This is a genomic window from Nitratireductor sp. GCM10026969 (assembly GCF_042660605.1).
Classification (GTDB): Bacteria; Pseudomonadota; Alphaproteobacteria; order Rhizobiales; family Rhizobiaceae; genus Chelativorans.
The window spans coordinates 1-3,200 of record NZ_JBHSUM010000256.1 but is presented as its reverse complement, the minus strand read 5'-3'; the positions used below and the strand labels follow the sequence as shown (position 1 = coordinate 3,200).

The following is a 3,200-nucleotide window of genomic DNA, read 5'->3' as shown; positions in this document are numbered from 1 at the left end:
CGGCGCGCCTTGCCGCCGCCGCCAACGCCCGGCCGGAGATCGCCGCGATCAGGAGCGGGCGGTTACTTGGCGATCTCGCGGGCAAGGGTAAATGCATCCTGAAAATCGAGTGTGACGGTTTTTTTCGCTTCGATCATCCTTTTGAAGAGACCGAACTCGGCCTTGTACTTGACGTTGCCCGTGGCGAGCGGCCCGATGCCGACGGCGCCGGTGCCTTCGAGCGGCGCCGCGTCCGCATCCACCGCCACGCCCTCGATGCCCGCCGGTGGCACGGCGTTCACATCGGCTGCGATGACAAGCTTCGCCGCGTGGCGCAGGTGCTCCTTCGAGATGACCTGAACGCCGGCCTTGCCGGCCGAAAGGATGATCTCGCTGTCGGCGACGATGCCCGACTTGGAGTGATCCGTGGAGCCGTCGACGGCGCGCACGTCGAGATCGAAACGGCTCTTGATCTCCGCCCCGATCTTCTGCACCCGCTCCGCGCCGTCGTGCCCGACGAGCGTGACCGACGCCTTTTCCCTTGCCGCGATCACAGCGGTGCAAAAGCCGACCACGCCCGTGGCGCCGAAGATCGCTACGCGGGCACCTTCAAGCGTGCGCCCGAACTTCTCCTGCAGCACTTTTTCCACCTTGGCCACCATGGCGGCGGCGGTCGTGAAGGAGCCTGCCGGATCGGCGAAGACGCTCACTGAGAAGGGCGGCACCATCGCCTTCCCGGCCGCCTCCAGCATGTCGAGCGCGAGGATGACGTTCTTGCCGGCGATGAAGATGCCGGTGTCGGCGCCCGCATCGGGCGGGCGCGAGAAGATCGCGTCCTGCACGAGGCCGGTGACGTCGGTGACGTCCACGTTCACATAGGGAACGACGGCGTCGAAACCGGCGTCGAGCGCCATGTTGACGTCGAACGGGCTCATCTGGCTGAGGGGCGTTATCATGTGGAGTATGTTCTTGCGGGCCATATGCTTCCTATCCGGCTGGTGTCGTGGTGCCCTCGATTGAAAAGTTCAGCTCCCGAGCAGGCCAAGCGTGCGCCTGGTGACCCCGGCGCCGCTGTTCCTCCCCCGGACGATGCGCATCTCAATGTCCTTCTCGGCGACCTCGTGCGCGGCGTGCACATAATCGCGTGCCGCCTCCTCGTTCGGCGCGAAGGCGAAACCGGTCGGTCCCCAGGAGCTTTGCCCGATTCCGACCGCACCCGCCTCGGCCAGCCGCCTGGCGACGCGCTCCACCTGCTTGCTGGCGAAGATGCCGCCCTGGGCAGGCGCAAAGTAGCTTCCGACCTGGATTTGGATCTCCTCGATGGCGGCGCCGAAGGCTTCAAGATCCTCCTCCACCGCCGCAGGCAAGGCCTGCATGAGGACCCGGCGGCAGATTTCCGCCGCGCTTTGCGCGGGGAAGGGGGGCAGCGCGCGAAACGCCGCGATCTCCTCCTGGCCATGAATCCCGGTGTGCCCGTGATCGAGGATGAGGATCACACGCCAGTCACGCGGGAATGGGATACGGGAGACCACAGGGGGTTCGCGGTCCTCCGCGCTGCGTCCGGCGTCGACGATCAGCCCGCCCTCGTCGAAGGCGGCGATGCCGATGCCCGACCGCTCGCCCCGCCCGAGAAAGCGTGCGTCCTCACCGGCGTTGACCGGCAGGCCGTGCAGCGTGCGAAGTGCGGCCGCGACGGCGACGGCCATCTGGGTTCCGGATCCGAGCCCCCGGTGCGGCGGGATCGCTTCCTCCACCACCAGGCGGTGGCGGGCACGGATGTTCAGATGCCGGCACAGGGTTTCCAGGTGCCGGGCCGCGCGTTCGCGGTCCGGACCTTCGACACGCGTGCTGGAAGCCGGCGCCAGGCTGACGACCGTTTCCGGCTCGCTCAGCGGGAGCCCTATACTGCCGAAGCGTCGCCCGGTACCGCCGTTAAGGTCGAGAAAGCCGAGATGAAGACGGGCAGGCACGGAAGCGGTGACAAAAGTCGACATTTGCCCCCATTGGGTGCATCATCAATGCATCGCTCATGTTCGGGTGCCCGCGCCTATGATAGCGGCTTTCCGCGTCAGGGCAAGCCGGAAGCTGTCGCACACGGACTTCCGGGGCGGAACGCCCGAACGCCACAAGCGCAAAACGGAGGATTACATGGCTGACCGGCAGAAGGATCGCGTCTATTCCGAAGAGGAGATCGTCGAGCGGCTTCGCGCGGAACTGCCCAAATGGTATTATGAAAAAGGCTGGATCCGTCGCAAATACAAGACGCACAGCTGGAAATCGACGCTGATGGTCATCAACAGCGTCGGCCACCTGGCGGAGGCCGCCTTTCACCACCCCGACATCACCGCCTCCTACGCCTGGGTCGAGGTGCGCCTGATGAACCATGCGGCAAAGGGCGTCACCGACAAGGATTTCGAGCTGGCGAAGAAGATCGAGGAGGTGGTGCAGTGGCAGCCGGGGCTGGAAGGCGGCGCGCTGGAAGGGACGCCCGAGGACCAGCGCTTCGCCTATATCAAGTATGATTGAGCGGCCCATCACCCGCGCCGTCGCGTCATCCCGGAAGCCGTAGCGGAGCGGAGGCTGTCCGGGACCCATTCCGTGACTCGTCCACGTTCCGGATTGGATCCCGGCGCGCGGTCGCTTGCGTTCCCTTGGCCGGGATGACGAGGGGTCGTTTTGCCATCGACAACGGGGCTTCACCTGCAGCGAAGTTTCGTCTAAAGTTTTTTCGGGCACCAGAAAGATAGCGTTTGATGACGGTTGCATGGATCGGCGACCGGGACGCGCTGGTGCAGGATGCGGTCGGCCATGCCGCACGGCTCCTGGCGGAGAGCTGGTGCCCGGTTATCAGTATTGATGCGGATGTCGACGGAACTCGTGCGGCCATCGTGCTGGCGGGGCGGGTCGGTGCGGCTTACGACCACTTCGACGGCGAAAGCCTCGCGCGGGAGACGGCGCTCGTCAGCGACAGCGGCGGGATCTTCGTCAGCGCAGGCGAGGTACGGCGCCGAGCGGACCTCGTCGTGGTCGTAGGCGCGCTGCCCGAACCCCATCACGACTACCTTCGCACGCTTGCCGAAACGGCACCGGACCTTGCCGAGCGCCGAACACGCGACTTCTTTCTTGTGCCGGAACGCGGCAACGATCCCCCGCCGGCGGCGCTCGACGGACAGGCCACGCGGCTTGCCTGCGACGGCGCCGACCTTCCCGCGACGCTTGCC

The 3,200-nt window shown here is 66.1% G+C and carries 3 protein-coding genes and 1 pseudogene; 2 read left to right on the top strand and 2 right to left on the bottom strand.

Going from position 1 to position 3,200, the window contains the following annotated elements; translation table 11 throughout:
• Nucleotides 1–62: 62 nt before the first annotated feature.
• Both ACFP9U_RS24485 and ACFP9U_RS24480 read right to left on the bottom strand, forming a co-directional pair.
• Entirely contained in the window at nt 63–959 is an 897-nt protein-coding gene (locus tag ACFP9U_RS24485) for an NAD(P)-dependent methylenetetrahydromethanopterin dehydrogenase (protein ID WP_378625421.1), read from the bottom strand.
• Between the two features lie 45 nt (nt 960–1,004).
• Entirely contained in the window at nt 1,005–1,973 is a 969-nt protein-coding gene (locus ACFP9U_RS24480) for a beta-ribofuranosylaminobenzene 5'-phosphate synthase family protein (protein WP_378625420.1), read from the bottom strand.
• 154 nt (nt 1,974–2,127) lie between these two features.
• Here ACFP9U_RS24480 and ACFP9U_RS24475 point away from each other — a divergent pair, with 154 nt between their 5' ends.
• Nucleotides 2,128–2,505, top strand: coding sequence for a 4a-hydroxytetrahydrobiopterin dehydratase (locus ACFP9U_RS24475; RefSeq protein WP_322449957.1), 378 nt, complete (start codon nt 2,128–2,130; stop codon nt 2,503–2,505).
• Nucleotides 2,506–2,732: 227 nt separating this feature from the next.
• Nucleotides 2,733–3,200, top strand: a pseudogene (locus ACFP9U_RS24470) (tungsten formylmethanofuran dehydrogenase); the annotation flags it as partial.

Excerpts from the sequence above, each read along its gene's own strand:
- ACFP9U_RS24475 (WP_322449957.1), top strand. The coding sequence starts at position 2,128 with ATGGCTGACCGGCAGAAGGATCGCGTCTATTCCGAAGAGGAGATCGTC.
- ACFP9U_RS24485 (WP_378625421.1), bottom strand. The coding sequence starts at position 959 with ATGGCCCGCAAGAACATACTCCACATGATAACGCCCCTCAGCCAGATG.
- ACFP9U_RS24480 (WP_378625420.1), bottom strand. The coding sequence starts at position 1,973 with ATGTCGACTTTTGTCACCGCTTCCGTGCCTGCCCGTCTTCATCTCGGC.